This window comes from Actinoplanes sp. NPDC051633, from assembly GCF_040681735.1.
Lineage (GTDB): Bacteria > Actinomycetota > Actinomycetes > Mycobacteriales > Micromonosporaceae > Actinoplanes.
In genome coordinates this window covers 1-6,216 of record NZ_JBFAZH010000394.1, presented here as the reverse complement: position 1 = coordinate 6,216, position 6,216 = coordinate 1, and the positions used below count along the sequence as shown (strand labels likewise).

Genomic DNA, 6,216 nt, shown 5'->3' with positions numbered 1-6,216 from the left:
CCGCGCCTCACGCGGCGGAAAACCGTCCTGTCCTGACCCTCACCGCCGAAGGCGCATCGTCTCCTGCGCCACTTGTCGATACGTATCGACGACTCGAAAGGACTGCTCCCATGAAGCGACTCGACGTGATCCTCGCCGTAACCGTGCTGGCCCTGGCCGGCTGCGGAAGCGGCGGTTCGGACGACAGTGGCGACGCCAAGACCCTGCGGGTGCTCGACTACTACAGCAACGAGCCGGACAAGACCGTCTACCAGAAGGTGCTCGAGGCGTGCGCCCAGCCGCTCGGCGTCACCATCCAGCGCGAGGCGGTGCCCGGGGACACCCTCATCGCCAAGGTCCTGCAGCAGAGCTCCTCGCGTACCCTCCCGGACGTCCTGATGCTCGACAACCCCGACCTGCAGCAGATCGCGGCGACCGGCGCCCTGGCGCCGCTCGGCGACTTCGGGCTCAACGCCGACGGGTACGTCAAAGGCGTCGTCGACGCGTCCACGTTCGACGGCAAGCTCTACGGCCTGCAGCCGGTGACCAACACCATCGGCCTGTTCTACAACAAGAAGATCCTCGCCGAGGCGGGCGTCACCCCGCCGGCCACGTGGGCCGAGCTCAAGACGGCGGCCAAGAAGCTCACCAAGGGCAAGCGGTACGGCGTGGCCTTCTCCGCGCCCGCCACCTACGAGGGCACGTGGCAGTTCCTGCCGTTCATGTGGTCGAACGGCGGCGACGAGAAGAACATCGCCACCCCGCAGGTCGCGCAGGCGCTGCAGCTCTGGGTCGACCTGGTCAAGGACGGCTCCGCGTCGAAGTCGGTGGTGAACTGGGGGCAGGCCGACGTCAACGACCAGTTCAAGGCCGGCAACGCGGCGATGATGGTGAACGGCCCGTGGCAGTTCCCGGTGCTCAACGAGGTCAAGACGCTGGAGTACGACGTGGTGCCGATCCCCGCGCCGGCGGCCGGCGGCAAGGCGATCGCACCGCTCGGCGGCGAGACCTGGACGGTGCCGCAGACCTCGAGCAAGGACCGGCAGGCGAACGCCGCCAAGATCGTGCAGTGCCTGAACACCGACGCGAACCAGCTGCTGATCGCGAAGGAGCGGCAGACCGTGCCGACCAAGACCGCGCTGCAGGGACAGTTCGTCGGCGAGCAGCCGTCGATGAAGGCGTTCAGCGAGCTGGTGCAGGACGCGCGGGCCCGCACCGGCGAGCTGGGCGCGGACTGGCCGAAGGCGGCGACGAAGATCTACACCGGTGTCCAGTCGGCGCTGGCCGGTGGCGTCGCCCCGGACAAGGCGCTGGCCGATGCCCAGAACGGCTAAGCGGCACCGGACCCTGCAGCTGCTCTTCCTCGTTCCGGCGTTGGCGTACCTGATTCCGTTCTTCGCCTATCCGGTGATCAAGAACGTGCTGATGGGGTTCCAGGAGTACACCACCCGCACGTTCTACACCGGCGAGGCGCCGTGGGTCGGGCTGCGGAACTACTCCGAGGTGATCGGGTCGGCGGTGTTCGACCGGGCGGTGCTCAACACCGTGTTGTTCACCGCCGGGTCGATCCTCGGGCAGTTCGTGCTGGGGCTGGGCATCGCGCTGTACTTCCGCCGGAGGTTCCCGCTCAGCGGGGTGCTGCGCTCGCTGATCCTGCTGCCGTGGCTGATCCCGCTGATCGTCTCCGGCGCCGTCTGGCGCTGGATCCTCGACCAGGACAACGGTGCGCTCAACCGGGTGCTGCACGCCAATCCGGGCTGGCTGACCAGCACCTCGCTGGCGCTGATCGCCTGCATCATCGTGAACATCTGGATCGGCATCCCGTTCAACGCGACCATCCTGCACGGCGGGCTGCAGGGCATCCCGGCCGAGCTGTACGAGGCCGCGGAGCTCGACGGCGCCACCGGCTGGAAGGCGTTCCGGCACGTCACCTGGCCGCTGCTGCGCCCGGTGGTGAGCGTCGTGCTGGTGCTCGGTGTGGTCTACACGCTCAAGGTGCTGGACATCATCCTCGGTCTCACCGGCGGGGGACCGGCCAACGCCACCCAGACACTCGCCACACAGTCGTACCACCTGTCCTTCGTGGAGTTCGACTTCGGGCAGGGCGCCGCGCTCAGCAACATCCTGATCGTGCTGTCGCTCGCCTTCGCGATCGTCTACCTGCGCGCGAACCGGAGGGCCATCGATGAGAGCTAGACGATGGCTGTGGACGGCCGGTGGCGTGCTGATCGTGGCCGTGATGCTGTTCCCGGTCTACTGGATGCTCAACGTGTCGCTGCAGCCGGGCGGCTCGGCGGTCGGCACGCCGTGGGTGCCGCTCGACATCAGCCTGCGCGGCTATCAACAGGCGCTGCGCGATCAGGGCGGCCACCTGGTGACCAGCCTGGTGATCTCGCTGGGCAGCGTGGTGGTCAGCCTGCTGATCGCCGCGCCCGCCGCCTACGCGCTGGCCCACTTCCGGATCCGGGGCGCCGGCTGGGTGCTGCTCGGGGTACTGGTCAGCCAGATGGTCCCGGGCATCGTGGTCGCCAACGCGCTCTACAGCGCGTACAACGATCTGGGCCTGCTCAACTCGATTCCCGGCCTGATCCTGGCCGACTCCAGCACCGGTATCCCGTTCGCCATGCTGATCCTGCGCGCCTTCATGGCCACGATGCCGGCCGAGGTGATCGAGGCGTCCTGGGTGGACGGTGCCGGGCCGGTGCGGTCGTTCGTCTCGGTGGTGCTGCCGATGAGCCGCAACGCGCTGATCACCGCGGCGCTGTTCACGTTCCTGTTCACGTGGGGCGACTTCCTCTTCGCGCTCACCCTCACCACGACCGAGGACGTCCGCCCGGTGACCCTCGGCCTCTACACCTACATCGGGTCGTACGTGAACGACTGGAGCTCGGTCATGGCCACCGCCGTGCTCGCCTCCATCCCCGCCCTCGTGCTGCTCGTGGTCGCGCAGCGTTACGTCGCGGCGGGCACCACCGCCGGCGCAGTCAAGTAGGAGATGCCGTGAACCCGATCAGCACCGACGGCGACGCCATCGAGGTGCGTTTCCAGCACGAGGTCCTCCGGATCGAGCCGTGGGGCGCGGACAGCGTGCGGGTCCGCGCCGCTCGTGAGCGCATCCCGGCCACGGACGCCGGTGCCCTTCTCGAGAAACCGCCTTCGGCCGCCGTCATCAAAGTGGACGGGCACGCCGCGTCCCTGGTGAACGGCGACCTGACCGTCGAGGTGTCGATCCCGGAGACCGACGGCTTTCCGTTCCCGATCGTCAGATTCGTGAAAGACGGCGAGGAGTTGCTGGCCGAGGAGCGCGAGCACTACTGGTGGCCGGGCGCCCGCGTGTTCTACGGCAACCGGTCCGGCGCCGGCGAGGTGCATCAGCAGTTCCGCGCGTACCCCGGGGAACGTCTCTACGGCATGGGCCAGCGCACGCACGGCCGCCTCGACCACAAGGGCCTGTCGCTGGATCTGGTCCAGCGCAACGCCGAGGTCAACATCCCGTTCGTGCTGAGCAACCGCGGATACGGCTTCCTCTGGAACAACCCCGCGGTCGGCCGCGTCGAGTTCGCCGACAACTGCACGCGCTGGACGGCGACCCAGGCGCAGGGCATCGACTACTTCCTCACCACCGGCACACCCGCCCGGATCCTCGCGCGATACGCCGACGCCACCGGGCACGCGCCACCGCTGCCGTCCTGGGCCAGCGGGTTCTGGCAGTGCAAGCTGCGTTACCGCAGCCAGGAGGAGATCCTCGAGGTGGCGCGCGAGCACAAGCGGCGCGGTCTGCCGCTGTCGGTCATCGTCAGCGACTTCTTCCACTGGACCGCGATGGGCGACTACCGCTTCGACCCGGCCGAGTATCCCGACCCGCAGGCGATGATGGCCGAGCTTTCCTCGCTGGGGGTGAAACTGATGGTGTCGATCTGGCCCACCGTTTCGTTCCTCTCCGAGAACTACGAGGCACTGCGCGACAACGGGATGCTCGTCGGCGCCGACCAGGGCACCGAGTTCGTCGCCTCGATCCGCGACAAGGGCATGGCGGTGCCCGGCCCGATCGGCTTCTACGACCCGACCAACCCGCGCACCCGGGAGTTCCTGTGGTCCAAGGTCAAGGCCAACTACTTCGATCTGGGGGTACGCGTGTGGTGGCTGGACGCCTGCGAACCCGAGATCAATCCGGGTCACGCCGGGAACCTGTCGCTGCACGCCGGGCCGGGCTATCAGACGGTCAACATCTACCCGCGGGACAACGCCCGGATGTTCGCCGAGGGGATGGCGGCCGAGAACGAGGAAACGGTGTTGTTGTGCCGGTCCGCGTGGGCGGGGCAGCAGCGGTACTCGGCCGCCGTCTGGTCCGGCGACATCCCGGCCACCTGGGACTCGCTGCGCGTCCAGGTGCGGGCCGGGCTGAGCATCGCGATCGCCGGGATCCCGTGGTGGACCACCGACATCGGCGGCTTCCACGGCGGCGACCCGGCCTCGCCCGAGTATCGCGAGCTGATGATCCGGTGGTTCCAGTACGGCGCGTTCTGCCCGCTCTTCCGGCTGCACGGCAACCGGGAGCCGCGGATGTCGACCGGCTGGGACATGACCGGCGGACCCAACGAGGTGTGGTCGTACGGTGACGAGGCGTACGAGATCATCTCCGGGGTGCTGCGGATGCGCGAGCGCCTGCGGCCGTATCTGCACGAGCAGCTCGACCTGGCCGCGGCCGAGGGGCTGCCGGCGATGCGGCCGCTGTTCGTCGACTTCCCGGCCGACGAGAGCTCCTGGACCGTCGACGACCAGCTGATGTTCGGGCCGGACGTGCTGGTCGCGCCGATCCTGCACGCCGGCGCGCGGTCCCGCCCGGTGTATCTGCCGCCCGGCGCGCGCTGGACGCACGTGTGGACCGGCCGGACCCACGACGGCGGTTCTCTGATCGAGCAGGACGCGCCGCTCGACCAGATCCCGGTCTATCTGCGCGACGACGCCTCGGTCCCGATCAAGGAGTGACCCCCGGGGTAGTGGCTGGTGGCGTCCGTGCGAGAGACTTTCATCCATGGGCGGTGTCATGGAGCTGGGCGCGCGGGATCCCCGTGAGGTCGGTCCCTACCGCCTGCTCAAAAAGCTGGGCGGGGGCGGCCAGGGGACGGTGTATCTCGGCACCGACGGCGGCCCCGAGCCGGTCGCGGTCAAGGTGCTGAACACCGACTTCCACGACACCGGCCGGCTCAAGTCGACGCTGAACCGCGAATTGGAGAGCGCCCGGTCGGTGGCCGCGTTCGTCACCGCGGGCGTCATCACCTTCGACCTCGACGCCGACCCGCCGTACATCGTCACCGAGTTCGTCGACGGGCCGACGCTGCAGGACGAGGTGCTCGACGGGCGCGGGCCGCTGCGCGGCAGCCGGCTCGCCGACCTCTCCATTCAGACCGTCATCGCGCTCGAGGCGATCCACGGGGCGAACGTCGTGCACTGCGACTTCAAGCCGGCCAACATCATCCTCGGCCCGGGCGGGGTCAAGGTGATCGACTTCGGCATCGCCCGCGCCTGGGAGCAGGTGCACCAGGCGGCCAGCCGGGTCATCGGCAGCGCCCACTTCATGGCGCCCGAGCAGGTGGACAACCGCCCGCTCGGGCCGGCCGTGGACATGTTCGCCTGGGCCTCGACGATGGTCTTCGCGGCCACCGGGCAGTACGCCTTCGAGGGCAACACCCCGCTCGCCGTGGGCGTGAACGTGGTGCAGTCCGAGCCGAAGCTGCACGGCCTGACCGGACCGCTCGCCGACCTCGTGCTGGCCTGCCTCAACAAGGACCCGCGCCGGCGGCCGACCGCGGCGCAGGCCCGGCAGACGTTGATGGCGCCGGCCGGCCAGCGGCCCGCCTTCGAGCCGATCGCCTACCAGCCGGGTTCGGCGGCGCCGTCCTACGCGCGGCCCAACACCTACGAGCCCGAGCCGGACACGATGCAGCCGGCGCCGCAGCCGGCGCCGGCGTACACGCCCGCGCGGACGTACCCGACCGCCGTCGGTCATCCCGTGATGGCGCCGCCGCAGCCGGCGAAGCGAGGCGGCGGCCGCATCGCGCTCGTCTTCCTCCTGGTCCTGCTGATCCTCGGCGGCGCCGGAGTGACCGGCTACCTGTGGTGGGACCGCACCGGGACGCAGAAGGCGTCGCCCGAGAAGTCGACGACACCGGCGGATCCGGACGAGCAGGCCCTGCAGGCCTTCGCCGGCCGCGACCTCGGCACCTGCGGGGCGTC

At 69.5% G+C, this 6,216-nt stretch carries 5 protein-coding genes; all 5 read left to right on the top strand.

Annotation, left to right across the window (positions count from 1 at the left end):
* The first annotated feature begins 110 nt into the window (after positions 1 to 110).
* The gene (locus AB0M20_RS21620) at positions 111 to 1,313 is read left to right on the top strand and encodes an extracellular solute-binding protein (RefSeq protein ID WP_364300743.1); all 1,203 of its coding nucleotides are present in this window, start codon (positions 111 to 113) and stop codon (positions 1,311 to 1,313) included.
* Positions 1,297 to 2,175, top strand: a complete 879-nt coding sequence (locus AB0M20_RS21615; protein ID WP_364300741.1) for a sugar ABC transporter permease — start codon at positions 1,297 to 1,299, stop codon at positions 2,173 to 2,175. Before AB0M20_RS21620 ends, AB0M20_RS21615 begins: the two co-directional genes overlap by 17 nt.
* The gene (locus AB0M20_RS21610; RefSeq protein WP_364300739.1) at positions 2,165 to 2,971 is read left to right on the top strand and encodes a carbohydrate ABC transporter permease; all 807 of its coding nucleotides are present in this window, start codon (positions 2,165 to 2,167) and stop codon (positions 2,969 to 2,971) included. Before AB0M20_RS21615 ends, AB0M20_RS21610 begins: the two co-directional genes overlap by 11 nt.
* Positions 2,972 to 2,979: 8 nt before the next feature.
* Entirely contained in the window at positions 2,980 to 4,968 is a 1,989-nt protein-coding gene (locus AB0M20_RS21605; protein WP_364300737.1) for a TIM-barrel domain-containing protein, read from the top strand.
* A gap of 46 nt (positions 4,969 to 5,014) precedes the next feature.
* Positions 5,015 to 6,216: protein kinase (locus tag AB0M20_RS21600; RefSeq protein ID WP_364300735.1), on the top strand; the 1,202-nt coding region annotated here is incomplete at its 3' end.